The sequence below is a fragment of the Pectobacterium atrosepticum genome, from assembly GCF_000740965.1.
Lineage (GTDB): Bacteria > Pseudomonadota > Gammaproteobacteria > Enterobacterales > Enterobacteriaceae > Pectobacterium > Pectobacterium atrosepticum.
Genome location: NZ_CP009125.1, coordinates 1,004,259 through 1,026,128 on the forward strand (window position 1 = coordinate 1,004,259; position 21,870 = coordinate 1,026,128).

At 48.6% G+C, this 21,870-nt stretch carries 29 protein-coding genes; 27 read left to right on the forward strand and 2 right to left on the reverse strand.

The window, feature by feature from the left end; genetic code table 11:
- The first annotated feature begins 38 nt into the window (after positions 1–38).
- From GZ59_RS04485 to GZ59_RS04545, 13 genes are all read left to right on the forward strand, one after another.
- Complete coding sequence (locus tag GZ59_RS04485) at positions 39–488, forward strand: hypothetical protein (RefSeq protein ID WP_011092168.1); 450 nt, start codon at positions 39–41, stop codon at positions 486–488.
- A 66-nt stretch (positions 489–554) separates the two neighbouring features.
- Positions 555–854 carry a hypothetical protein gene (locus GZ59_RS04490; protein ID WP_011092169.1) on the forward strand — a complete coding sequence of 100 codons (300 nt, stop codon included), beginning with the start codon at positions 555–557 and terminating at the stop codon, positions 852–854.
- 37 nt (positions 855–891) lie between these two features.
- Positions 892–1,584 (forward strand): DUF2786 domain-containing protein, encoded by a 693-nt coding sequence (locus GZ59_RS04495; protein ID WP_011092170.1) that lies wholly within the window; start codon positions 892–894, stop codon positions 1,582–1,584.
- A gap of 97 nt (positions 1,585–1,681) precedes the next feature.
- The gene (locus GZ59_RS04500; protein WP_011092171.1) at positions 1,682–2,056 is read left to right on the forward strand and encodes a hypothetical protein; all 375 of its coding nucleotides are present in this window, start codon (positions 1,682–1,684) and stop codon (positions 2,054–2,056) included.
- Positions 2,057–2,158: 102 nt separating this feature from the next.
- A complete protein-coding gene (locus GZ59_RS22410; protein WP_011092172.1) occupies positions 2,159–3,034 on the forward strand; it encodes a hypothetical protein in 876 nt (291 codons plus the stop codon).
- 9 nt (positions 3,035–3,043) lie between these two features.
- Complete coding sequence (locus tag GZ59_RS04510) at positions 3,044–3,757, forward strand: TIGR03759 family integrating conjugative element protein (protein ID WP_011092173.1); 714 nt, start codon at positions 3,044–3,046, stop codon at positions 3,755–3,757.
- A complete protein-coding gene (locus tag GZ59_RS04515; protein ID WP_011092174.1) occupies positions 3,757–4,344 on the forward strand; it encodes a lysozyme family protein in 588 nt (195 codons plus the stop codon). The genes GZ59_RS04510 and GZ59_RS04515 overlap by 1 nt, the downstream gene beginning before the upstream one ends.
- On the forward strand, positions 4,345–4,866 hold the full coding sequence (locus GZ59_RS04520) for an integrating conjugative element protein (RefSeq protein ID WP_011092175.1): 522 nt from the start codon (positions 4,345–4,347) through the stop codon (positions 4,864–4,866).
- Positions 4,863–5,480, forward strand: a complete 618-nt coding sequence (locus GZ59_RS04525; protein WP_011092176.1) for a restriction endonuclease — start codon at positions 4,863–4,865, stop codon at positions 5,478–5,480. The genes GZ59_RS04520 and GZ59_RS04525 overlap by 4 nt, the downstream gene beginning before the upstream one ends.
- Positions 5,464–5,940, forward strand: a complete 477-nt coding sequence (locus GZ59_RS04530) for a hypothetical protein (protein WP_039290425.1) — start codon at positions 5,464–5,466, stop codon at positions 5,938–5,940. The genes GZ59_RS04525 and GZ59_RS04530 overlap by 17 nt, the downstream gene beginning before the upstream one ends.
- A 3-nt stretch (positions 5,941–5,943) precedes the next feature.
- A complete protein-coding gene (traD, locus tag GZ59_RS04535) occupies positions 5,944–8,040 on the forward strand; it encodes a type IV conjugative transfer system coupling protein TraD (RefSeq protein ID WP_011092178.1) in 2,097 nt (698 codons plus the stop codon).
- A 1-nt stretch (position 8,041) separates the two neighbouring features.
- Positions 8,042–8,797 (forward strand): TIGR03747 family integrating conjugative element membrane protein, encoded by a 756-nt coding sequence (locus tag GZ59_RS04540; protein WP_011092179.1) that lies wholly within the window; start codon positions 8,042–8,044, stop codon positions 8,795–8,797.
- Positions 8,798–8,819: 22 nt separating this feature from the next.
- The gene (locus GZ59_RS04545) at positions 8,820–9,014 is read left to right on the forward strand and encodes a hypothetical protein (protein WP_011092180.1); all 195 of its coding nucleotides are present in this window, start codon (positions 8,820–8,822) and stop codon (positions 9,012–9,014) included.
- 141 nt (positions 9,015–9,155) lie between these two features.
- Here the strand turns inward: GZ59_RS04545 and GZ59_RS04550 are convergent, their stop codons facing one another.
- Positions 9,156–9,695 carry a hypothetical protein gene (locus tag GZ59_RS04550; protein WP_011092181.1) on the reverse strand — a complete coding sequence of 180 codons (540 nt, stop codon included), beginning with the start codon at positions 9,693–9,695 and terminating at the stop codon, positions 9,156–9,158.
- A 134-nt stretch (positions 9,696–9,829) separates the two neighbouring features.
- Between GZ59_RS04550 and GZ59_RS04555 the strand changes: the two genes are divergently transcribed.
- From GZ59_RS04555 to GZ59_RS04605, 11 genes are read left to right on the forward strand one after another with little or no spacing between them, the layout of a single operon-like run.
- Positions 9,830–10,150 carry an integrative conjugative element protein, RAQPRD family gene (locus GZ59_RS04555; protein WP_039290430.1) on the forward strand — a complete coding sequence of 107 codons (321 nt, stop codon included), beginning with the start codon at positions 9,830–9,832 and terminating at the stop codon, positions 10,148–10,150.
- A gap of 1 nt (position 10,151) precedes the next feature.
- On the forward strand, positions 10,152–10,391 hold the full coding sequence (locus GZ59_RS04560; RefSeq protein ID WP_011092183.1) for a TIGR03758 family integrating conjugative element protein: 240 nt from the start codon (positions 10,152–10,154) through the stop codon (positions 10,389–10,391).
- Positions 10,392–10,417: 26 nt separating this feature from the next.
- On the forward strand, positions 10,418–10,759 hold the full coding sequence (locus GZ59_RS04565; RefSeq protein WP_011092184.1) for a TIGR03745 family integrating conjugative element membrane protein: 342 nt from the start codon (positions 10,418–10,420) through the stop codon (positions 10,757–10,759).
- 9 nt (positions 10,760–10,768) lie between these two features.
- The gene (locus GZ59_RS04570) at positions 10,769–11,131 is read left to right on the forward strand and encodes a TIGR03750 family conjugal transfer protein (RefSeq protein ID WP_039290433.1); all 363 of its coding nucleotides are present in this window, start codon (positions 10,769–10,771) and stop codon (positions 11,129–11,131) included.
- Positions 11,128–11,784, forward strand: coding sequence for a PFL_4703 family integrating conjugative element protein (locus GZ59_RS04575; protein ID WP_039290437.1), 657 nt, complete (start codon positions 11,128–11,130; stop codon positions 11,782–11,784). Before GZ59_RS04570 ends, GZ59_RS04575 begins: the two co-directional genes overlap by 4 nt.
- A 56-nt stretch (positions 11,785–11,840) precedes the next feature.
- Entirely contained in the window at positions 11,841–12,707 is an 867-nt protein-coding gene (locus GZ59_RS04580) for a TIGR03749 family integrating conjugative element protein (protein ID WP_235213963.1), read from the forward strand.
- On the forward strand, positions 12,697–14,229 hold the full coding sequence (locus GZ59_RS04585; RefSeq protein ID WP_011092188.1) for a TIGR03752 family integrating conjugative element protein: 1,533 nt from the start codon (positions 12,697–12,699) through the stop codon (positions 14,227–14,229). Before GZ59_RS04580 ends, GZ59_RS04585 begins: the two co-directional genes overlap by 11 nt.
- Positions 14,230–14,238: 9 nt before the next feature.
- On the forward strand, positions 14,239–14,682 hold the full coding sequence (locus GZ59_RS04590; RefSeq protein WP_039290443.1) for a hypothetical protein: 444 nt from the start codon (positions 14,239–14,241) through the stop codon (positions 14,680–14,682).
- Complete coding sequence (locus tag GZ59_RS04595; protein ID WP_011092190.1) at positions 14,675–15,085, forward strand: TIGR03751 family conjugal transfer lipoprotein; 411 nt, start codon at positions 14,675–14,677, stop codon at positions 15,083–15,085. Before GZ59_RS04590 ends, GZ59_RS04595 begins: the two co-directional genes overlap by 8 nt.
- Entirely contained in the window at positions 15,085–17,946 is a 2,862-nt protein-coding gene (locus GZ59_RS04600) for a conjugative transfer ATPase (protein ID WP_011092191.1), read from the forward strand. The genes GZ59_RS04595 and GZ59_RS04600 overlap by 1 nt, the downstream gene beginning before the upstream one ends.
- Positions 17,943–18,389, forward strand: a complete 447-nt coding sequence (locus GZ59_RS04605) for a hypothetical protein (RefSeq protein ID WP_011092192.1) — start codon at positions 17,943–17,945, stop codon at positions 18,387–18,389. The genes GZ59_RS04600 and GZ59_RS04605 overlap by 4 nt, the downstream gene beginning before the upstream one ends.
- A 101-nt stretch (positions 18,390–18,490) precedes the next feature.
- Here the strand turns inward: GZ59_RS04605 and GZ59_RS04610 are convergent, their stop codons facing one another.
- The gene (locus tag GZ59_RS04610; RefSeq protein ID WP_011092193.1) at positions 18,491–18,925 is read right to left on the reverse strand and encodes a hypothetical protein; all 435 of its coding nucleotides are present in this window, start codon (positions 18,923–18,925) and stop codon (positions 18,491–18,493) included.
- 139 nt (positions 18,926–19,064) lie between these two features.
- On the opposite strand from GZ59_RS04610, the gene GZ59_RS04615 reads away from it, so the two are divergent.
- The 3 genes from GZ59_RS04615 to GZ59_RS04625 are packed head-to-tail and all read left to right on the forward strand — an operon-like array spanning position 19,065 to position 21,870.
- Positions 19,065–19,469 carry a TIGR03757 family integrating conjugative element protein gene (locus GZ59_RS04615; RefSeq protein WP_011092194.1) on the forward strand — a complete coding sequence of 135 codons (405 nt, stop codon included), beginning with the start codon at positions 19,065–19,067 and terminating at the stop codon, positions 19,467–19,469.
- Positions 19,462–20,436: a TIGR03756 family integrating conjugative element protein gene (locus GZ59_RS04620; RefSeq protein WP_011092195.1), complete on the forward strand. Its 975-nt coding sequence runs from the start codon at positions 19,462–19,464 to the stop codon at positions 20,434–20,436. The genes GZ59_RS04615 and GZ59_RS04620 overlap by 8 nt, the downstream gene beginning before the upstream one ends.
- A gap of 9 nt (positions 20,437–20,445) precedes the next feature.
- Positions 20,446–21,870: an integrating conjugative element protein gene (locus GZ59_RS04625; protein WP_011092196.1), complete on the forward strand. Its 1,425-nt coding sequence runs from the start codon at positions 20,446–20,448 to the stop codon at positions 21,868–21,870.

Consider the following 21,870-nt stretch of genomic DNA (forward strand, 5'->3'; position numbering starts at 1 on the left):
CCCCTTATCTATCGATAACAGATTGGGGAGAGTAATTGATGAGCGACATCGCTGAAATGACAAAAGAACACGTTCTGGCTCGCATTATTATACTTAACAGTTTTCAACGAATGATTAGGCCTTCCAGTAAATTGGAACAAGGCCAATTCGTTGTGACCGGTCCTAATTTTCAGGGGGATGATATGCATGTCGGATATTGTGTCCAGGTGCGTAAGGGCGTTGGTCAATTTGGCTCTGACATAGTTTTTCTGCGCCATTCCAGTGGTTCTTTAGTTGCCCATGAGAATCAGTGTTACCGCGCTATGAATGCCGAACAAGAGGGGCTTGCACGCTCAGTATTTGAGGTTTTGCCAGAGGATGAGGAGTATGAACTCGGCTATAGCGATTGTGATAAAGTCCACGAAATCGGTTTTGTTATAGAACATTCAAATTCTCTCGGCACACCTGATGTACCGTTTGTCGTTGCAATTAAAAAACACAATGATTGAATGAACTCCATATGTATCTGTATGGGAACAGCATTAAAAATCACAGAGAGTACAGGAACGAAGTGAATGATAGGCATCATACTACTTAGTATTATTACTGCTGCTATTTATTTCTGGATCGAAAACGGTGGGGGTCGGCGTTTCCATATCAGATTAGGGAGATTTTTTGAGCAAAATGCATTTTATCTTGGCATGGTGATTATTGCATTTTATTTTGTTATATCTTTGTTTTTTAATCATTCCGAGAATGATTTTTATTTAATAAAAGGTTTGGATTCTATTGTTGAAATTCTTATTAACTGCTTGTTCTGGCTTGGTGTGCTGGCCATTACTATCGGTTTTTTGATGCGAAAAAAACCCAATTAAAATTAGTTATCACTATAACTAGTGTTGAGTAATAAAAATGAATAGCGAAGAAGATAAATACATAGAGAAAATTCAAAAACTCCTCCATTTAGCAAAACGTAGTACGAATGAGCATGAAGCGGCTAATGCTATTAGCCAGGCTCAAAACCTAATGCATAAATTTGGCCTGAGCGAGTTGGACATCGATCTGAAGTCGATTAAGGAATTTCAGAGTGAGTATTGCCCGTCTGATGCGAACAAACTCCCTGAATACGTGGTCAGTTTGGCCAATATGCTGTGTTATGCATTTGGTGTGTATTGTTATTACACCTGGACGCGGAACCATCGACGTTCTGTTGCATTCTACGGTCCGACAGAACGACCGCAGATTGCTGCATATGGGTTCGATGTATTGAGTGTCCAGTTAGTTAAAGCCCGTAGTGAGTTTATTGCCTCACAAAACAAACGCATCAAACGCAGTACTAAAACCAATCGCGCAGATCAATTTTGTGCAGGTTGGGTAAGTGGCGCCTGGAATACTATCAGCCGGTTTGCTGTTGAACCAGAAGAGCGACAGCTAATGTCTCTGTATTACAAGCAAATTTCCGAGGGGTTTGGCAAATTGGAAAACCGGGAAGCGAAAAGTTGTCGTGGTGATGATGATGCATATCACGCCGGCTATCACTCAGGTAAAGATGCTCGGCTGCACCAGGCAGTAAATGGGACATCAGTAGAGAAAATTGGAAGGTAACTCAATAGTCTTAAATCTGGGTAAATTGGCACTAAAAAGCTTCAGCTTCATGCGTTACAATTTGTCGATATTTTCAGTGTAGATAAGGATAGCCTGGATGCTCAAAACACCTCTTGTGATCGGCTCGATTTTACTGACTTCCCAATTTCCAGCCAACGCTGATGTAAACTGGCACGTCGGTGATTTTGTTCGTCAGACACAACGCTGGGATGAAGGCTCAAACCAATTTTTGTCTGGAGCCGCTGAAGGTGAAGGAGAGGGTTGCTGGCAAATTACCGCCACAACACCAGAACGTATCGCTCTGAAGCTGATCAGCGGGCATTTTAAGCCATGGTGGTCTGATAAACCCATAGCGATAGGTGAGTCAGATGAGTGGTTTGATAGCGGAATATATAAAGAAGCCAATCCCAATATGCCCCCGTTGTCTGAGATAAAAGCGACATTCTCAACGGTCGCCTCCTGCAAGCCTTAGTTTAAATTTCCCAATCTCAATATTCAGTTGTTTGTCGTCTCTTGTGCCCGGTTTTTGCAAAGTAATGGTGAAAACCGTTAACCAAAGGCAAGGATTTGAGGCATGACAACTGAGTCCTCCGTTACAGACACCGTACTTCCCCCTTTATCTGAAGCTCAAGAAGCCGATCCATTCGCTGAAGAGGTCGATGCACATTACGCAAAGACTTCCTCCGCTGATGTTGCTGCACGACGTATGGGGCTCTTCGAACGAGGGGAGTCTACCGATAAAGGTAACCAATCTTCGCGGCTGTCATGGCTCTTTAAAAGCCTGCTTGTTGTTTTATTTTTTGTTCCGTTAGCCGTTTCTGTCGTGCTGTTTCTAATCGTCCAACAGCAGAGTGTCCAGTTGGACTCGCTGGATGCCGCATTTCGGCATGGTCAGCTTCAGCAACTGCCGACAGAGATACAAGAATTGAAAATTAAAGTTGGCGAGCTTCGAAGTGAATTTATCACTGTGCAGGAGTTCGATACGTTCCGCCAGTCTCAGCAGAGTCTGGCTCGCACACTGGATGAAAAGCTGAATCAGTACATTAAAAACGCGGAAGGGCAATCAGCTATACCTGAACGCCTGGTACTCCTTGAACAGCGAATTAATGGTCTCCAGGGAACAGCAGATGCGCATGATAAACGTATTTCCTCTTTAGCCTCTGACTGGCAAAACAGATTTGAAAAGTTAGCGCCTCAGAAGGCTACCCCTGCAAAAAAGTCTCAACGGGTGACTAAACCCGTACCTGCCCCTTTTGCATTAACCAGTATTGAACATCGGGGAGGGCAGCAATATGCCGTCATTATCCCCCATTCAGCAGGTAATCGCTGGTCAGATCTACGAATGCTAACGCCTGGTGAGTCTGTTAATGGCTGGACGTTAGCCAGTATTGACGGAAATCAGGCGCGTTTTTTGGTTAATGGGAAATCTCAAATTCTCACATTGCAGTAAGGAACCGTTATGAGATTGAAAGCAATGGCGATGGTGCTTGCTTTGGCAGGAACGGCACACGCCTCAGTTAATACCAGTATTCATGTTACACCTGAAGCGAACTCACAAACCCGAGCTGTTGATCAGGGATTATCCCGCCTTCAGTCAACGCAATGGGGTCTTACTGATGACGAGTGGGCGCGATATCAGGACATGATTCGAGGGAAAACCGGTATTCAATCCCCCGGGTTGGATCCGTTAACCACGCTAGGTATTGAAGCTCGCAGTGATGCAGAACGGCGGCAGCTAGCAGAGAAGTGGGTTAAAGAAGAATACCAGCGAACTGAAAAGATCCTGAAGTTTCAACGTGAGGTTGACGCTGCTTGGGAACGTATTTATCCGAATGCATTGCCCGTCAATATGGGTAACGCGGGTGGTATTGCGCATGATAATGGCGGCAGATTGGCACTATTTATGAAGGCTAACGATTGCGGAAATTGCAATACGCGCCTTGCTGCTGTTCTTGCTGATAATCGCCCAGTTGATATCTACCTAGTTGATAGTGGCGGGGATGATAACAAACTGCGTGAATGGGCCAGAGAGCGCAATATCCCTGCCGAGCGGGTACGGAGCCGTCAGATCACATTGAACCATGATGGTGGTCGCTGGATTCGGTTTGGCAATGGCTTGATGCCAGTATTGTTGCAACAGGGAGAAGATGGATGGCGCGTTGCGGCATTCTGATGCTGATTATATTCAGTATTTTCTCTGCCAGTGTTAGTGCGTCACGACAGTCAGTGCCTGACGGGTATCAGCGTGTTGCGTATTTACATCAGGTTCCGCCTGAGCTGTTCTATGCACAATCATTACAGGAGTCTAGCCGCAAGCTGCCTCATGGCGTTCGTCCCTGGCCCTGGAGCATTAATGTCCAGGGGAGGAGCTATCAATATGACAGCCGACTGGAAGCCTGGCAGGCACTACAACGTTTTTTGAAGACGGTTCCACATAAAAATATTGATGTCGGATTAGGGCAGGTTAACTGGGGTTGGAACGGTCGTCGTTTTGCAAACTCCTGGGAGGCGTTTGAACCCTATACCAATCTGAATGTTTCGGCTCAAATCCTACGTGAATGCTACGAGAGAAAGCCGGACAGTTGGTTGCGTGCGGTTGGTTGTTACCACCATCCGGCCGGTGGTGCCCCAGCGGCAAGATACATTTCTGCGGTACAGCACAAGCTAGCCATGATTGAATCTTCGACAGCAGCTTCCCCCCTTCCTGAGATTGCTCATGCTACTCAACTTGTCTGGATCGAACCCCGGAGCGTCAAATAAATGAAAATTATTTCTGTATCTGCGCTGTGTGTGCTGGCAATCCCATTCTTTGTTCATGCGGAGCTGAATGTTGTCGCTGATCTGGGGGGGAAAGATGCCGCGCCTTTCTTTGAGAGTATTAATCGCCAGGGCAACGTCGGTAGCAATAATACTGAAAGCAGTACCTGGCAAGGCCAGCCGGGAGAAGGCGCTATGCTGCCGATTGTGACATCAGAACTGACCATTGGTATTGAAACGCCCAGATCTCTTAATTTGCCCGGCATTGGTGCGTTATTTCTCATTGGAGACGATCCGGCGTCGCGTTCCTGGCTACAGATGAATGCTGCAAAACTGAGTCAAATGCATGCAGTTGGCTTAATCGTCAATGTAACGGATATTGCTGCGGTTCAGTCCCTGCGCTCACTGGTTCCTGATGTGCAGATGGCTCCTGCGTCAGGCAGTGAGTTAGCTCGTCGATTACAATTGCGGCATTATCCCGTGCTGATCACGGAGACCTCTGTATCTTCAGAGGTACAACCATGATCCCACAGCGTCCATATCTGACTGAGATCGCAGAACCTGCCTTGAGTGTTGTGCCTATTCTTTTTTTCATTCTTACTGTTGCCGTTATAAGCATGTTATTCCGCTGGCGTGGCAAAGCCAGCGAGCGTCGCCACCGTCGTTATCGTAAAACTGCCGAACGCTTGTTAAAAAGACTCCCCACTTTGGCAGGCGATGCGCAGCGTTTTTCTTATCTCCGCCGTGTTAATCCGTATGTGTTTGAAGAACTACTTTTGCTGGCAATGGAGCGTCAGGGGCTAAAGGTGATTCGCAATGCATCATATAGCGGCGACGGTGGATTGGACGGGCAAGTCTTTATTAAAGGGCTGCGTTGGCTAATCCAGGCAAAACGTTACAGCAGAGCGATAGACCCCGCGCATGTCGAGGAATTCTCGGCATTACTGATACAACATCGGTGTTGCGGACTATTTATTCATACCGGACGAACCGGAGCTAAAAGCAAGCAGCACGCAAGTTCAAGTCATAACAATACGTTTCCCCTTTATATCATCAGCGGTCAACAATTACTTGCTTTGTTGGCTGGTAATCCAAATTGGATAAACTTAAAAGGTAGTGAATATGAAAGTATCTATTAATTATGGATATATCATGTCGTTTGCAAAAGACCTCAGCACCATGCTTTATCGAATGCTAATTATGTGGCCGAGCCTTATTGTCGGATCATTATTGTTTTTATTTTTTTTTATAGGAGCATTGAAAGGGGATGTTGAGCGTATTTATCTGAATGTTTTATCGTCTCAGGCACAGGCCTATCAAACAGCCCCATCTGGATATATGAATATACGAGACTGTGTCGAATTACCTATTGAGCTGGAGGGGGGGTATTTCGGTCAGTGTGTTAATAAATCAGTGGCATTATCAGAAATCGCTCATCGGGATCTTAAAAACGTTAATAGCTTTTATTGTTTTCTCGTTCTTATCTCAATGTGTATTGAGGGAGTTTATCGTTTCTGGCTATCCCATAAGATGAGTAAAGGAGTATATGGATATGGTCACGGAGGAGCTGTTTCAGCAAAGCAGCGCTGGGATGAGTGATATATGAGCGATCGTTATGTCATTGAGGCATTGCTGCGGCCCGCTGTTGAACTGAACACTGCCGTAGTTTCGGCTACAGCAGCATTTGTCTGTGTGCAGGCACCATGGGCGATTGCGTTGGCCCCTTCAGTCAGTTATGTGACGGCCGGTGGGTTCGCTGTTCTGGCCATGGTACGAACCCGCCAGGGAATGAAGGTACTGCGTTACCGTCGTAATTTACGACGCCTACCACGTTACGTGATGAGTAGTAAGCAGATCCCTGTAAGTAAACGGCGGTTGTTTATCGGTAAGGGATTTATGTGGACGCAGAAACACACCCAACGGCTGCGTGACACGTTACGTCCGGAGGTCGAGCGTTATATTCAGCCGCCAACCCTGTATCAGGCCGCCCGTAAACTAGAGAATGCAGCAGAGCATAACTTGCCCTGGCTCACGAAACTACTGAGCGTAGATTCTCCTCTGAACCCAGTGCGCCCATTACCGCCCGTCGGTGGAAAGCCGGTACTACATGGTATTGAGCCTGATGAGGTTGATGTCACTATGCCACTGGCCGATCGCCCCGGTCATACCATCGTATTGGGTACGACTCGTGTTGGAAAAACACGGTTGGCCGAACTGTTTATTACCCAGGATATCCGCCGTGGTGATGTGACGATTGTCTTCGATCCAAAGGGTGACCCTGATTTATTACGTCGAGTCTGGGCTGAAGCGCACCGTGCCGGGCGAGGTGATTCGCTCTACATCTTCCATCTGGGTTGGCCCGAAATATCAGCTCGTTATAACGCCGTTGGACGGTTTGGGCGTGTCTCTGAAGTGGCGTCGCGTATCTCTGGGCAATTGGCGGGGGAAGGGAACAGTGCTGCATTTAAAGAGTTTGCGTGGCGTTTCGTAAATATTGTAGCCAGAGCACTGGTTGCATTGGGTGAGCGGCCTGACTACACGCTAATTATGCGTTACGTCAATAATATTGCGGACCTGTATCTACGCTATGCTGAGAAAATCATTGAAGAGGAACTACCCGAGCTACAACTGCAGATACGCAATAACTTAGGGGTATTCACTGATGAAGATGTTCCCCGAAATATGCAGGGCCAGCCTAATAGCGTTGGCATTTGGGCAATAGAGGTTGCGTTAAGCTCAGAGGCCGGTAAGAAACTCTATGATCCGATTTTGGATGGCTTGCGCTCTGCGGTTCGCTATGACAGAACTTATTTCGACAAAATTGTTGCCTCTTTATTACCATTATTGGAGAAACTGACGACGGGTAAAACGGCGTCCCTGTTGTCGCCGGACTATCTGGATATGGATGACTCACGCCCCATTTTTGATTGGGAACAAATTGTTCGCAAACGAGGTGTTGTGTATATCGGTCTGGACGCCCTTACAGACAGTGAAGTTGCTACGGCAGTGGGGAACAGCATGTTTGCCGATCTGGTTAGCGTGGCTGGCCATATTTATAAACATGGTATTAATGCTGGACTGCCACAGCAGAAAGAAGAAAAAGCCGTCATTAACCTGCATTGCGATGAGTTCAATGAGCTAATGGGTGATGAATTCATTCCGTTGATCAACAAAGGCGGTGGTGCTGGCGTTCAAGTGACCGCCTATACGCAAACTTCATCAGATATCGAGGCGCGTATCGGGAATGCTGCGAAAACGGCTCAGGTCATTGGTAACTTCAATACACTGATCATGCTGCGTGTCCGGGACAACAAAACTGCAGAATTGCTCACGACACAGCTGCCGCAGGTTGAGATCTACAGTAAAACGTTGGTTTCTGGTCACTCGGATACGGCTAATGTTGAGACTGGACAGGATTTTACATCCAGTACTCAGGATCGTGTTGGTACGATAAAAACCCCGTTGATTGAGCCGTCTGATGTCGTCAGCCTGCCTAAAGGCCAGGCGTTCGCCCTGCTTGAAGGTGGTCAGTTGTGGAAAATCAGGATGCCGCTGCCGACCAATGATATTGATGATGCGATGATGCCAGCAAACTTGCAGGCTGTGGCGACAGAAATGCGCCGTAACTATCATTCCAGTGAGGGATGGTGGAGCGGGCGTTCACTTACTGCTGCAGATCGGCAAGTGGGAGGTGAGTAGTATGGCTGAACCTGCACGTAATCCTCCCCCACAAAAACCAGAGCGACCACATGGATTGCTTTATCACGTGTTGTGGGGCTGGCCATGGAAGTTGATTGGCATTGTTCTCGGCTCGTTATTGCTGAGCCTGCTGATTGAGTACGTGGGCATTGCATTCTTCTGGCCTACAGAAGGGGCGGCACACAGTCAGCAGGTGATGAACACTGAACTGGGCTATTTATCGTCAGAATTCAAGCGTAGTCTGTTGTTTTCCGAGCCCTCTGTCACCGTAATCCATTGGATCAACACCGGCTATCACTGGGCGTTTATCAACAGTGGCTTTATGGATTGGGTTAGTAACCAATATCAGATGCAGGCAAAAAGTCATAGTGAGCTAGGGCGTAGCTTAAACGCCTGGAGTGGTTGGCTGGCACAATCATTGCGGGAATATTTGCTGGCTACTGTATATGTCACGGTAGTTACCTTGGTTAGGGTCACCATCCTGTTTCTCTCGATACCCTTGTTTGCGATGGTGGTAATTGTGGCCATTGTCGAAGGGCTGGGGCGGCGTGACCTGCGGCGCTTTGGTGCAGGCTATGAATCCAGTTTTCTCTATCACCATGCCAAACGCTTGGTTAAACCTGCGTTTTATGTACCCGCTATGCTGTATTTGTCCTGGCCTATGGCGGTCTACCCTAACTTATTATTATTGCCGGCAGCGTTGCTATTTGGTACTGCGATTACAGTAACAACGGCCACATTTAAAAAATATCTTTGATTTTATAGGGGGATAGACGGTAATGAGTGATGAATCCTGTGATGCGACTGTCGCAGCTATTCAGTTTGCGTTGGAGCTGGATGCGGACGAATGCAAGATGTTCCTGCGATACTGGAATGAAGGTGAATTCGATATTCTGCGGGAAGAATGGGTAGGTATTCCTGATGAGGTATTTATTGGCGCAGATCCTCTTTTTCAGAAGATGAGTGTCTCTTAATTGAGCTGGACGAAGGCATACAAAACTTGCTTTTGTGTGCCTTCGTCAGCAGGCAAGCCGCTTGCGGCGCGTCAGTGCCTATAGAATGTGCAGAGAATCCCTATGAATATTACATCGAGAATCAAGGTCGAGTGTACGGCTCTATTTTATGAACCCATAAAACAAACCTATCAATCCTATTAAAAGACTGACTATTGAGATTCTTTGCTCACGTTTTGCTTTTCGTTGATTTGATAAATATATCTCATTCAACGACTTAGATAATTGTAGAATACCAGCATGATCAGTGTCTGTCTTTTTTTGCAAATGTAATAGCTGCAATTTAATGTTTTCAGGAAGATCAGCGAAAGGATCATTCTCTTGATGCCAAACGATAAGGTTTCTGATTTTTTCTAACGGCTCATCAGGACAATCTTTTTCGTTAAGATAGTCACTGAGAATAAGATTAAGCACGCTAGATATTTTTTCCCGTTTTACAACCCATCGTTCAGCTAAAAGATAAATATCTTCATTTTTCATTATCCCTGCATTGATTGCCTTCTTGATAGTCTCCTTACACTTGCGTCTTTTGATGGATTGAAATATGTCGTTTAGCATAAATGATAGTAAGGCTATATATGCTACAGATAAAAGTGGAATGGCTAATGATGCATAAAATGCCGAATTGTTAATAGAATCCATGTAAGTTCCTGTTGCATGAGTGTGTAGGTATATTTTCCATCATAAATTTTAGACATCGCAAATAGAGTTTATCGCTGACCAACCCTCCCTGATTCCTCATCCTATGCACACTGTCAACTTACTGTGAGGTGTGCATGTTTTCTCCCTCAGTTTGGCTTGCTTGTTTTTTGGGTGCTTCATTGCTGTTTACTCATGCGGCAAATGCATCAGAGAAAGACGAACTGGCCAGCTCGCAACGCCTACTCGATCAGGTCCAGGCCTCGCTGGAACGTGCTCGCGTTGTTGCTGCGCAATCTGACCCCGCCGATCGTGCCCGATACCATTTTGACTATCAACGTATTACTGCGGATTTGAATGCCATTAGAGCAGGTATTGATACCTATCTGGCGCCATCCCGGGCGCAGCCGCGTGAAGCCAGTTCCATTGCGGGAAACTACCGGCGGGAGCAGCCCTGATATGTCTATGACTGCTGCACAATCCTCAGCCTTTAAATCTGCATCTGGTTTGGATCCCCAAATACTCAGCCTCATCTGTATCGGCTTTCTGCTGGCCTCGCTGTTTCTGTGGGCTGCCTGGGCATTGGGTGATGTCTGGAATGGATGGGCTAACGAGAAAGTCAGAGATGCAGCGATGGGCAGATTTGCATTAAGGACAGCGATCTTGTTGGTCATCAGCATTTGGATGTTTGCCAGCTAATTTTTTCTACACAGAGGAGTTTCTCCATGTTTCTGTTTCGCCGTTTTATCTCGTTCTTATTTTACATTGGCGTGTTATGCCAATCCGCATTTGCTGCTTTGCCTGGCGTTGAGGCTCCACAATCCAGTGGAGGTTCAGGAATCATGGGGCAGTTCAAGGGGTATCTGCAGGATGGCATTGTTCTGGGAGGACTGCTGGTCGCGGCCATTATGTTTATTAATGTTGCGATTGCTGCCGGACATACATTTGCTGAAGTTCGTAATGAACGTGCAACCTGGACAAAATTTGGCGCTATCGTCGTCGTAGGAGCAATCCTGCTTGTCATCATCATCTGGTTGCTGGGCAAATCTGCCAACATCATTTTGTAAGGTGACGGCATGCGGACCATTCCTTTTTTACCCGATCGCCTGAATGCCGAACCCGTGGTGTTTCGAGGGTTTACCACGCCAGAGTTGGGGCTTGCTGCGTTGTTTGGGACTCTTGCCGGCCTCCTGTGGTCCATATTTCTTATTCCTCTTGCTGGATGGGTCATTATCCCTACAGGGATGCTATTGACCCCTTTATTGGTGGTTGGCTTCGGTGGCAACTGGATAGCACGAATTAAACGCGGTAAGCCTGAGAACTACATCTGGCAAAAGTTGGGAGAAAAGAAACGGCGATTTGGGTTGGGGGAGGGGACGTTGATTATTCACTCTCAGGGATGGTCATTACGCCGTAGCCAATCTAAGGGACGATCATGAGCATTTATCGTAACGCGGTGAGAAATCGCGACCAGCATATTCTGACATTACGCATTGCCTGTGGCGTTCTGGTTGTCCTGCTACTGGTCACGATACTCGGCTGGATGCGGGCACCTAGCAATTTGACGGTTCACAATCCTCCAGATCTCCGGGCTGGTAGTACCAAGCCCTGGTGGGAAGTGCCGGCACCGACAGTCTATAGCTTTGCGTTTTACATTTTCCAGCAACTGAACGCCTGGCCAAAAAATGGTGAACAGGACTATCCCAGCAAAATTTTTAGCCTATCCCCGTACCTGACGCCATCTTGCCTGGATTTTCTGAATGCAGACGCGAAAAAACGCTCATTGGGTAATGAGTTACTGGACCGCGTTCGTGTGGTTTACGAGATACCCGGGCGTGGGTACAGCGCGGAGAGTGTAGATGTTATCAGCCGTGATAACTGGGTTGTCCGTCTGGATCTGGTGACTGATGAGTATTATCACACCGAACCTGTCAAACGCGTACTGGTGCGTTACCCGCTAAAAGTCGTTCGCTGGGCTGGGGATGCTGAACGTAACCCGTTTGGCCTGGCACTGGATTGTTATGACGCTATGCCACAGCGTTTGGAAATTTCACATCAGCCTCAGCCAGAGAAAAAGGGGATTATGCAGTGAAAGTGAAACCTTCCACAGCACGATGGTTTTTTCATCGCGGGTTACTGGTATTTCTCATGACCGTATCGTGGCATGCCGCTGCTGACGAATTAATTAAATGGGAGCGGATCCCGCTGCAAATTCCACTAAAAATTGGGCAAGAACGCGTTATTTTTGCTGATAAAAATGTTCGTGTTGGCTTCCCGCCGGCACTGAATGACAAGTTACGCGTACAATCGACCGGTGGCGCAGTTTATCTCAAAGCGGACAGTGCATTTCCTCAAACGCGGTTGCAGTTACAGGATTTGGAAAGCGGCGAGATTATTCTGCTCGACGTGACTGCGTCATTGAATGGCCCGACGGAGCCTATCCGCCTGGTGTACAGCGGTGATGTGACCTCGGTTGATAATAGCGACCGTCCAGCCAAATCATCTGAGCGTAGTAGCTCATCCTCTGCTTCGGAAACGAAGCCAGACGCGAAAGCGCCTAAGACTCCCCGCTATAACGCACCCTTGCCCGTCGTTCTGACCCGTTTTGCCGCACAAACACTCTACGGTCCTTTACGTGCGGTAGAGCCAGTGAGTGGTATTCATCCCGTTAATCCTCGGCTATCTGGGAAGATCACGACGTTATACCCCTCTGAACCGTTTGATATTACCACGCTGTCAGCCTGGGGCGTTGGGGCGCGCTCCGTTGTAGCCCTGCGTATTCGCAATACATCAAGTCGAAAGGTCGTTCTCGATCCCCGGATTCTTCAGGGGCAGTTTGTTTCTGCCACGTTCCAGCATCGTTGGGTCGGGCCAATAGGCACACCAGAAGACACGACAACATTGTATCTGGTAACCGATAGCCGTCCGGAACTGGCATTTTTCGCAGAGCCGGTCGCCAAAATGAGTTCGGCATCAGGTAAGGCCAGTAAGAAGGAGCGTGCTCATGCAAATTAAGTCCAATACGCTGGTCAAAGTGATTGTGCCATCGGTACTGGCCATCGGTGCATTGATTGGCGTAAAGAGTTGCCAGAGTCCGGATCAGGCGCAGAGTACTGCTGATACCGCTAAGACGACGCTGGGATTATCTCAGGATGAACTTAAAGCGTTAGGCGTCGCCGGCGATACGCCAGAGGATACGTTACGTACGGTTGTTGGCTCGTTGAACCAGGTACGCAGTGATTTGGGCAAGCTCAGCCAACAAAATGAGGACCTGAAAAAACAAAATGATGTGTTGACCCGACGTAGTACCGATGTATCCGGACAAGTGAATGAGGCCGTTTCAGGTGTGCAACAGTCCTACGACACGCAACAAAAGCGCTTACAGGATGAGCAGTTACGGATACAGAATAAAATCCAGGAACTGACCGATAAACTGGCTAATACGATGAGTAATCCCGGTGGCCATATTAGCGGAGGGAGTAACTACCTGGGATCCTCAGGGCACGGTGATATCCCTCTGGGGTTAGGGTTGGACGGCATGGGAAGTGGTACCACTGGCACCCAGTCACAAGGTGCAGATGGCCTGATATGGGTACAACCAAAAGACCAGAAGCCAACGGATCCTAATAAGACTTCCAGTGCTGGCATGCCAGCGCTCCCTCAGTTTCCTACCTCCTTTCTTAACGACAATGAGCTAACGCGCCAGAAAGCGGCGTATGAGCAACAGGTGAAAGGGTACTCGAACGAAAAAAATGAGGTTACAGCAGAGCCCGTTTACACCTTACCAGAAAATTCCACGCTGATCGGCAGCCGGGCAATGACGGCGCTGTTGGGGCGCGTTCCGATTAACGGCACGGTGACTGACCCCTATCCCTTCAAGGTACTCATTGGTAAAGACAACCTGACCGCAAATGGCGTTGACTTACCTGATGTTGAAGGTGCGATCGTATCAGGTACTGCCAGTGGTGACTGGACGTTGTCGTGCGTTCGTGGCCAGGTCAATAGTATTACGTTTGTGTTTTCCGATGGTACCGTTCGCACATTGCCGCGTGCCAACGCCAACAGCAATGGCAGTAGTAGCGGCAATGATCAAGGTGCAAGTGGCGCTAATGGTGGTATTGGCTGGATTTCTGATGAAGCGGGGATCCCGTGCATCAGTGGCGAGCGAAAATCTAACGCATCTACCTATCTGCCCACCATTTTTGCCCTCTCTGCTGGATCTGGGGCAGCCAGCGCGTTGAGCCAGAATCAGCAAACGACGCAAGCAAATGGTTACGGTGGGATGACGTCCTCACTCACGGGAGACGCAGGGCAGGCCGTCCTTGGCAAAGCGCTGGCCGGTGGCCTGAATGAGACGACTGACTGGGTGAAACAGCGCTACGGGCAGACATTTGATGCGATTTATGTCCCGCCTGGCATGCGATTAGCCGTGCATATTACGAAGCAACTGGCGATTGATTACGAAGATAAAGGTCGCAAGGTTCGGTATGACTTCTCGTTGCCGGCTGATGGTGGCAGTCAACGTGGTTTAGATTAAGGAGGCGAAATGGAAGACGTTCACGCCTGCTGGGAAAATATCTGGATCTTTAGCACGGCGTCCGCAACCGACAGGCTCCGGATTGATATTCATTATTGTCAATCCGATTCTGAATTATTGGCCAAAAGCCTGGCTGAATCAGCACAAGCCTCGCTTTACTGGGTTAACAATGCTTTGTTTCTTGATGTCGGTAGCCATTGTATTCCGGTGCTGGAAGGCTGTTTTCTTGTCAGACAACTACCGCCCGCATCACTCAAACGCTTTGAACTGGCCTGTTTTCTGGAAAAACAGACCGATCCTTTCCTGATGGCTATCGAACAGGGTCATCTTAATGACTGGCACACCGTACGGATGACGGTTGCCGAATTATCCCGTCACCCGATGTGTCGGTCATTTTCACTCATTGCCGGTCATTTTCACTTATTCCGACGTTCTGGAGAACAACATGCCTAAATACCAGATTATGGCCACGCTGCTGGTCATCGCGCTCTTGAGCGGATGCTCGACCTCAAAAGAAGAAATGCTGCCGGCTGGAGAACACTCCATGTTGGAGTTATGGAATGGCGCAGATGGAGAAGGAACTACTCGACGTTCTGCTCAGGCCCGAGAGGCATTACGCCGACCGCTGAGTACCGGGGAGAACCAGGCGTCTTTACATGACGATCGGAGCTACAGTCGCACTCAGGAGAGTGAAATCAGCCAACAGTTCCCCCGTCTGCCGAATCCAGACATGGTGATATACATTTTCCCTCATTTGACGGAGGGCAGTACACCCGTTCCCGGGTACAGCACGGTCTTTCCGTTCTATAGCCAGACTCAGTATGCGATGCCGGGTGAACGCGTGGAGGCGCTGTAATGTTCTCACTATTTAATAAAAAGCGCCTATCCCGCTCTCGGGAAATTCGTGTACCTGATGACGCAATCGGCAGTCTTGCTGAAGGTATTTCAATTCAGGTTGCCGGACGAGCATCACTGCAACGTCCCGGGAAGATGACGATCCAGGATGAGGTAAAGCTCAATCATGCTAATCCCTCAATCATCGATTACCTGCCGTGGGCAGAGTTCTTAGACAGTGATAAATGCCTGTTGTTGGATGATGGCATTTCTGTCGGAGCGGTATATGAAGTCTCTCCCGTTGCGACAGAAGGACGTACGGAAGCGCGCCTGGAACAAATCCGCGATACGGTCGAGGATGCGATACAGGACAGCTTTGAAGAACTGGATGAAAACCCCTGGGTTGTGCAGTTCTTTTGTCAGGATGAGAACAATGTCGATACTTATGTCGATCGCCTGAGGGGCTATGTCAAACCCCATGCGCAGGGCACACCGTTCTCGGAAGCCTGGCTGAAAGAGACCGAGCGACATTTACGGGGGATTGCCCGTTCTGAAGGACTGTTTACTGACACCAAAATTACTGGCCAGCCCTGGCGCGGTCAGCAGCGTCGTACGCGCATGGTGATATACCGCTGGATTGGTAAAAACAACCGAGACCCGATGCCGCCGATCGCTATGCTCAACCAGGTATGTGAACGTGTGACCAGTGCATTGTCTGGTGCTGGGGTAATGTGTGTGCGACAGAATGGCCATCAGGTACATGGCTGGTTGCTGCGTCATTTTAATCCGTCGCCGGAATGGGTGGATAAAGACACGTTATATCGTCAGGCAGCCTATTTTGACCGACGCGATACACCTGATGGCACCATGCCGGTACTCAATGATTTTACGGAAACGCTATGGTTCAACCCGCCACGTTCGGACGTGGAGAACGGCGTATGGTGGTTTGATAATCAGGCGCATTGTGCGTTGCCGGTCGAGAAATTACGGCGCCCGCCAAAACCCGGAGCGATTACAGGGGAAATGCTCCGGGGGGAGAAGATCAATGCGTTAATGGACCTCTTTCCGGAGGGCAGCACCCTGTGTATGACCATTGTGGTACAGCCACAAGATAAGCTGGAAGCCGATTTTACCCGACTAGCGAAGAATGCCGTAGGGGAGAACACCGAGTCTGGCCGTGTTCGCCAGGATGTCAAAACCGTCAAAGAGTATCTGGGTAACCGGCATAAGCTGTACCGTGCTGGGCTGACGTTTTTGCTGCGCGCTGATGATGTGGAAACGCTCAATCATAAATGCGTAGAGCTGACGACGGTGTTGCTAGGTGCTGGCTTGCAGCCAGTGCGGCCGGAGTATGACGTTGCACCACTGAACACCTATTTGCGGGCATTACCTATGTGTTTTAACCCGGAGACGGATAAGAAACACTGGTATACACGGCTAACGTGGGTACAGCATCTGGCAGGGTTATTGCCTGTAACGGGCCGAGAAACCGGTACGGGTAATCCCGGGATCAGCTTTTTCAATCGCGGGGGCGACGTATTTTCATTCGATCCGTTGAATAAAGGCGATCGCAGCCAAAATGCACATAAGCTGATATTTGGACCGACCGGTGCCGGGAAGTCGGCAACGATGTGCGCGATGTTATCGCAGGTGATGGCTATCCACAGACCCCGACTGTTTATTGCTGAAGCCGGCAACTCATTTGGGTTATTGGCCGATTACTTTGAAAGTCTGGGGCTGACGGTGAATAAGGTCAGTATCAAACCGGATAGTGGATTGAGTCTTCCGTTGTTTGGTGATGCTTATCAGTTATTGAACAGTGATGTTCCTCTAGCCATTGATGCCGATGCATTGCCTGAGTTGGATGCGGACAGCGAAGATCCAGACGACGAGAAAGAAGATAATAAAGAAAAACAAAAACGAGATATTTTGGGGGAAATGGAGATTTCAGCCCGCATGATGATTACTGGCGGGGATACGAAAGAAGAGGCTGAGCTGAAGCGCGCCGATAGGGCGATGATCCGTGAAGCCTTAATTATGGCGGCTAAAGCTGCCTATGCGGCTTCAGAACAAATGCTACCTTCTCATTTGCAACGTGCATTACTCAATATTTCCATGGATACCGAACGTAATGAACAGCGTCGGACTAAAGCCGCAGAGATGGCCGAATCGTTAAGCATGTTCACACAAGAGGGGAGTTTTGAAGCGGAACTATTTAACCGTGAGGGGCAGCTCTGGCCAGAAGCTGATGTGACGCTGATTGACCTGGGCTATTTTGCGCGTGAAGGGTATGAAGCGCAGATGGCGCTGACGATGGTGTCACTGACTAACACCGTTAACAATATTGCTGAACGCGACCAGTACAAGAAGCGAGACATCGTATTTGCCATCGATGAGGCACACATTGCAACCGTGAATCCGCTTCTGGCGCCATATATGACCAAGATCGTCAAAATGTGGCGAAAACTGGGTGCCTGGCTCTGGCTGGCAACGCAGAACCTGGAGGATTTCCCTGACGCTGCCGGCAAAATGCTTAACATGGCTGAATGGTGGCTATGTTTGGTTATGCCGAAGAAAGAGGTCGATGATATCAGCCGCTTCAAGTCCCTGACCGATGAACAGAAATCGGTGTTGATGTCGGCCAGCAAGCTGGATAAATGCTACACCGAGGGCGTCGTATTATCGAAGAACGTCCAGGCATTGTTCCGTGCCGTTCCCCCCAGTTTGTATTTGGCGCTCGGTATGACAGAAAAAGAAGAAAAAGTGGAACGACGTCGTTTGATGAATGAATTCCATTGTTCGGAGCTGGAAGCGGCAATGCGGGTCGCCACAGCATTAGATAACGCCCGTGGTTTGGTTGAGCAGGAGAAAGCTGCAGTATGATGACATTGAAATACCCTACGCCGACTATCCAAACGGAGAGTGGCCATTTTCCCATGCTTTTTAGTCTGAAACCGCAAGGCGAGGCAGGGATCTCCCTGAAAAACGATAGCGAACTGCAACAATTGCGTGATGCTATTCGTCAGCGTTTACCCATGCAATGCAATGTAACATGCCACCCTCACCGGGTTGGCACCCGAGGCGCTGTAGCGCTGCATTTTGATGGTGGGCATGGTATCGGTCCCTGCGTTGATATCCTGATTTCTGTTGCCGGCATAACGAGTTGGCCAGAACCGGATGATTACGATCATCCCCGCTGGTACATTTCTGTTCCAGATGCTGTTGATGTGGTTTATTTGGTTCTGTATCTGAAAGAGATAGCTGCAGGCAGTATCGACGCTATCAGCGCTGATGTTTTACGTTCGTATGATGAGTCAAATCAATAGCAAAATTACATAGTGGATTGACAAAGATTAGGGGCAACACCGCAGAGGTTAATAACAAGCAAACTAGGGTGCCAGCAATGTGCTGGCACTATAGATTTCAGTTACGTTTTGCTTTGTTCATTCATTGCGAGTAAGAAAAATGCGACAACAAAGCTGGTGTAATACCAAATTGTTTTTAGTGGAACAATCGATTCAAGCGTCCCGTTAGAAAAAACACCAACAAAACCAAAAGTCAGAAATGCTAGCACTGCCAATGGTATTACAGAATTGTGTATATACACCTGAGCATATATTAATCCCAGATATAGAATCATACTGAAGAATGAGGCGGCTAAAATTTTACCAAAAAAAATAAAGAAAAACTTTATGTACTTTAATTTATCCGAGTCTTCAAGGGAAATGCTCAATACATAGACATCAAGATCCAGTGAAAAGTTTGTTTGATAAATATAACAAGCACATATTAATGGTAATACGATTATTTTACATAAATCTTTTAGGTTATTAATATCAGATATTTTTGGTAATACGTCCATTTTCCCCTCTAGTTAGCCTGCAAATAGGCATAATGACAATTTTATTTTCTTTTTCCCAAAAAGAGTTTATCGCTGTTTATCTGACCATGCTACTGCATGCTGATGGTTGTTGATCAACCCACAGACAAGGAGTATGGCTATGTGCAGCAAAATAGCCGTTTTTCTTTTTTTACTCTCACCTGCGCCATTACTGGCCAATCCCGTTGTTTATACCGACCAGCAACATCCTCCTACCAATCTTACCCCCGAGACTCAGATAGTCTGGCTGGATGCTCCGGAACGGTTGCAGCGTTCCGTGTTTGGCGAGTTTCCCGCATCGATGGAACAAGCGACAGTACAAGCTCAGGTTGTTATGCGCTCCCCGAAGTGGCAACAGCATGAGAATGACCTGCAAACGGCCTATCGTGGTGTGGTGCATGCATGGGAAATTGGCGTGCGCAAATATCCTGCTGTTGTTTTTGACGATCGCGACGTGGTGTACGGTACTGCTGATGTTGCCATGGCTATCGCATATAAAATGCAAGAAGGGGGTAGCCATGAGTAAATGGCGAACCCGACTCCGTCCACTTGCTGTTGGCATTATGCTTACGACGGCATGTGAGCCTGCCGCTATTGCTGCCGTTAATACCGCGCAGATTGTTGCCAGCGCTATTTCGCCTGGATGTATCAGTTGGCGTGTCAGTGGCATTTGTTACTGGCTGTTCTGCACGAATTTCGGTTGCACCATACGAACGTCCGTCAAGGTGTCCCACTTTATTCCCGATGCGGTCGTGTCCACATATATGGCTCCAGGAGGTAACCCCTGGTCAGAAATGTCTCCAGTAAGCCAAGGTGCGGGAGGGTTGGAAAGTACGATTACCAGTGGATTAACTGGAGTTACTGCCGGTGGTGGTAACGCAGCAGACATTAAGGATCCTGGACGAAGAAAATCCAACATCAAATTTAAGTATGCGGATGCGATAGGTCACCCAGCCTCGACACTTATCGGTGGACAAATTCCCGGTTATTCCTGCGACAGTGTCGCCACACCGCTCATGCCGTATTTTCTGAGCACGCTAGATTCTCTCGCCTGGCGAACGGGAATTCCTGAATCACTGTATCCAGAGGCACTCATTCCCGGCCAGCGTGAAGTCGGTAGCATGGCATCAGGAAATATGTGGGGGAATGTTTATCCCCGCTCTGGATTTATCCAGCATACCGATGACGATAAAGCGTCAGCCGTAGTCGCCCAGCGCGTGGCGGACATTATTACGCGTTCTGGCCAACTGCACGTCTATCAGCCCCTGACAGGCTCCCGCCGTGATGGGTACTGGCCCCCCGAACCTGTCGTGGAAAACACCAACAATCACAAGTGGCAGCGTTTGTCTCCACAGCTAACGTCCTCATGCGCCGTATTCCCTGATGGTGACCACATGTCAGCTGAAAATGGCAATGCAGCCTATGCCCTTTGGCAGCCCTACAGTTGCTGCCAACGTCGTGGTCAGCGGTTGTTATCTGCCACTAATTTTTAAGGAATAACGATGAACATGAAATTTTGCGTGTTGGCTATTGGTCTGCAATGGGTTACGCCGTGCGTTCTGGCCGATCAGTTCAACGTCAATTTACCCCAGGCGAACAGCGGAGCGCTGGGGTATGGGGCTGATGTCAGTGGTGCTGTGTCAGATAAACTCTTTTATACGCTCGGTGGCGGTTCTGTGATTTCGCAGCCGGCAACGCGTATCAGTATGCAGAAGCTGGGTGTTGATCTCGGTTGGAGTTCTGATTTGCAGTGTGGCAATTTTGACCTGAAAACGACGGTCGGCAATCAGTTGAATGGCGTGACATCCGGATACAAAAACCTGATGGGGGAAGTCATTCAGGGGGCGACCGGTGCGGTCTCCAGTTTACCTGGTGCCATTATTCAACGAGCGAGCCCGGGACTCTATGACATGCTGACTAACGGTGTTCTCCAGGCAAATGTCGCATTTGATAAGGCCATGTTTAACTGCCAAAACATGACTAAACGGATGATGGATTTTTCGGATTCCAGCAAATGGACGCAATCCGCACAGGCAGATGAATACAAGCAACTGGTTAATAGCGGAAAAGCGGACGCCATTCAAACGGATAACGACTCCCAAAAACTGACTGGCAATAACGGCCAAAATTGGATTGGTGGTCAGCGACGTGGCGGTAAAGGGCAGCCAGCTATTCGCCCAACACACGATTTGGCCGCAGCCGGTTATAACATGATGAATAGCCAGCCGGCGTTGAGTACATCTTCCGTCAGTACCAGCAATTGCACTGGCTCAGTCTGTCAGAAATTCCCTAACTCGGAGGAAGCCGCAAAAGCTGTCGTCCAGGTGCTTGGCGATCGCTCGATGCGGACGTGTAAGGTTGCCACTGACTGCACCAGTGGGGATGAAGGCCAACAACCCGGAACTACTCAGGCGGGAACCGGGTTTGCCCCCATGTTGGAAGAGGCAACGAAAGCCAATCTTGAACAACTGGTGAAAATGGTTAATGGGGCAGAGAAACCTACCGCGGCGAACCTGGGCAAATTGAAAGCTGGGAGCCTGACTATCACCAGTGGTGTTATCCGGGCATTACAACGTGATCCAGATAACGCTGCATTGACTGGTCGGTTGGCCAGCGAACTGGCGATGGCGGATACGGTCGAGACGGCCTTACTGATGCGACGCATGCTGATGACCGGAATGTCTGAGCCAAATGCTGCCGCTCAGGAGGCTGCGGTTGATGAGGGAACTCGTCGTATTGAATCGCTCGATCGGGAAATTAATGCGCTAAAGAATGAGATGGAACTCAAACGCGAGCTGGCACGTAACTCGGTACTGACCATCATTGAGCGGGAAAATAGCCGCGTAGAAACCAATCCGCAGAAGCAAATCCAGGACAACACGGATATGCGCGTCAATCAGATGACTACCCCTGTTCAGGGTAAATAA

Excerpts from the sequence above, each read along its gene's own strand:
- GZ59_RS04485 (WP_011092168.1), top strand. The coding sequence starts at position 39 with ATGAGCGACATCGCTGAAATGACAAAAGAACACGTTCTGGCTCGCATT.
- GZ59_RS04490 (WP_011092169.1), top strand. The coding sequence starts at position 555 with ATGATAGGCATCATACTACTTAGTATTATTACTGCTGCTATTTATTTC.
- GZ59_RS04495 (WP_011092170.1), top strand. The coding sequence starts at position 892 with ATGAATAGCGAAGAAGATAAATACATAGAGAAAATTCAAAAACTCCTC.
- GZ59_RS04500 (WP_011092171.1), top strand. The coding sequence starts at position 1,682 with ATGCTCAAAACACCTCTTGTGATCGGCTCGATTTTACTGACTTCCCAA.
- GZ59_RS22410 (WP_011092172.1), top strand. The coding sequence starts at position 2,159 with ATGACAACTGAGTCCTCCGTTACAGACACCGTACTTCCCCCTTTATCT.
- GZ59_RS04510 (WP_011092173.1), top strand. The coding sequence starts at position 3,044 with ATGAGATTGAAAGCAATGGCGATGGTGCTTGCTTTGGCAGGAACGGCA.
- GZ59_RS04515 (WP_011092174.1), top strand. The coding sequence starts at position 3,757 with ATGCTGATTATATTCAGTATTTTCTCTGCCAGTGTTAGTGCGTCACGA.
- GZ59_RS04520 (WP_011092175.1), top strand. The coding sequence starts at position 4,345 with ATGAAAATTATTTCTGTATCTGCGCTGTGTGTGCTGGCAATCCCATTC.
- GZ59_RS04525 (WP_011092176.1), top strand. The coding sequence starts at position 4,863 with ATGATCCCACAGCGTCCATATCTGACTGAGATCGCAGAACCTGCCTTG.
- GZ59_RS04530 (WP_039290425.1), top strand. The coding sequence starts at position 5,464 with ATGAAAGTATCTATTAATTATGGATATATCATGTCGTTTGCAAAAGAC.
- traD (WP_011092178.1), top strand. The coding sequence starts at position 5,944 with ATGAGCGATCGTTATGTCATTGAGGCATTGCTGCGGCCCGCTGTTGAA.
- GZ59_RS04540 (WP_011092179.1), top strand. The coding sequence starts at position 8,042 with ATGGCTGAACCTGCACGTAATCCTCCCCCACAAAAACCAGAGCGACCA.
- GZ59_RS04545 (WP_011092180.1), top strand. The coding sequence starts at position 8,820 with ATGAGTGATGAATCCTGTGATGCGACTGTCGCAGCTATTCAGTTTGCG.
- GZ59_RS04550 (WP_011092181.1), bottom strand. The coding sequence starts at position 9,695 with ATGGATTCTATTAACAATTCGGCATTTTATGCATCATTAGCCATTCCA.
- GZ59_RS04555 (WP_039290430.1), top strand. The coding sequence starts at position 9,830 with ATGTTTTCTCCCTCAGTTTGGCTTGCTTGTTTTTTGGGTGCTTCATTG.
- GZ59_RS04560 (WP_011092183.1), top strand. The coding sequence starts at position 10,152 with ATGTCTATGACTGCTGCACAATCCTCAGCCTTTAAATCTGCATCTGGT.
- GZ59_RS04565 (WP_011092184.1), top strand. The coding sequence starts at position 10,418 with ATGTTTCTGTTTCGCCGTTTTATCTCGTTCTTATTTTACATTGGCGTG.
- GZ59_RS04570 (WP_039290433.1), top strand. The coding sequence starts at position 10,769 with ATGCGGACCATTCCTTTTTTACCCGATCGCCTGAATGCCGAACCCGTG.
- GZ59_RS04575 (WP_039290437.1), top strand. The coding sequence starts at position 11,128 with ATGAGCATTTATCGTAACGCGGTGAGAAATCGCGACCAGCATATTCTG.
- GZ59_RS04580 (WP_235213963.1), top strand. The coding sequence starts at position 11,841 with ATGACCGTATCGTGGCATGCCGCTGCTGACGAATTAATTAAATGGGAG.
- GZ59_RS04585 (WP_011092188.1), top strand. The coding sequence starts at position 12,697 with ATGCAAATTAAGTCCAATACGCTGGTCAAAGTGATTGTGCCATCGGTA.
- GZ59_RS04590 (WP_039290443.1), top strand. The coding sequence starts at position 14,239 with ATGGAAGACGTTCACGCCTGCTGGGAAAATATCTGGATCTTTAGCACG.
- GZ59_RS04595 (WP_011092190.1), top strand. The coding sequence starts at position 14,675 with ATGCCTAAATACCAGATTATGGCCACGCTGCTGGTCATCGCGCTCTTG.
- GZ59_RS04600 (WP_011092191.1), top strand. The coding sequence starts at position 15,085 with ATGTTCTCACTATTTAATAAAAAGCGCCTATCCCGCTCTCGGGAAATT.
- GZ59_RS04605 (WP_011092192.1), top strand. The coding sequence starts at position 17,943 with ATGATGACATTGAAATACCCTACGCCGACTATCCAAACGGAGAGTGGC.
- GZ59_RS04610 (WP_011092193.1), bottom strand. The coding sequence starts at position 18,925 with ATGGACGTATTACCAAAAATATCTGATATTAATAACCTAAAAGATTTA.
- GZ59_RS04615 (WP_011092194.1), top strand. The coding sequence starts at position 19,065 with ATGTGCAGCAAAATAGCCGTTTTTCTTTTTTTACTCTCACCTGCGCCA.
- GZ59_RS04620 (WP_011092195.1), top strand. The coding sequence starts at position 19,462 with ATGAGTAAATGGCGAACCCGACTCCGTCCACTTGCTGTTGGCATTATG.
- GZ59_RS04625 (WP_011092196.1), top strand. The coding sequence starts at position 20,446 with ATGAACATGAAATTTTGCGTGTTGGCTATTGGTCTGCAATGGGTTACG.